Genomic DNA, 582 nt, shown 5'->3' with positions numbered 1-582 from the left:
CGGTTTAGGCTGAATTGGTTAACTTAACGTTTTAAAGATAGGTTTTGAAAGTTTTAAAAACTTTTAAAATAAATTCAAATAAAACGTTGACATTAAAACTGAGTTGCGTAGAATGCGCATCTCGCTTCAGGCAAGGCCTGCAGCAACGAAGCAAAGCGAATGAGATTTTGTTTCGGTTAGTTTTTTACTTCGAGTATCAACTAACGTTCTTTAACAATTAGTTATCATGCAATTTGTGTGGACACTCACATTAACGTTGATTTTACATAGTTACCCTCGGGTAACAAAAAAACAGCTTAATATGATGTCACACAAAAAATAAGTATCATTTAGACTTTCGAGTTTAAATATACGTTTTATGTAGTTACTTTCTTCTTTAGTCGGATAGAAAGTAACACGACAGAATTCATTGAGCAGATGTCTTTTCTTAGTCAACTTCGGTTCGTTAAGGTGAGCATCACAAACGATTTTTAATTGAAGAGTTTGATCATGGCTCAGATTGAACGCTGGCGGCAGGCTTAACACATGCAAGTCGAGCGGAAACGAGAATAGCTTGCTATTCGGCGTCGAGCGGCGGACGGG

General features: G+C 37.1%; 1 rRNA gene. It reads left to right on the top strand.

From position 1 onward, the window contains the following. Nucleotides 1-471 precede the first annotated feature (471 nt). Nucleotides 472-582, top strand: a 16S ribosomal RNA gene (locus H4J50_RS19070); the annotation flags it as partial.

It is taken from the genome of Colwellia sp. 6M3 (assembly GCF_014077595.1).
In the GTDB taxonomy this organism is placed as follows: Bacteria; Pseudomonadota; Gammaproteobacteria; order Enterobacterales; family Alteromonadaceae; genus Cognaticolwellia.
Note: the sequence above shows the minus strand (reverse complement) of the source record. Positions and strands in the feature narration are given on the sequence as shown.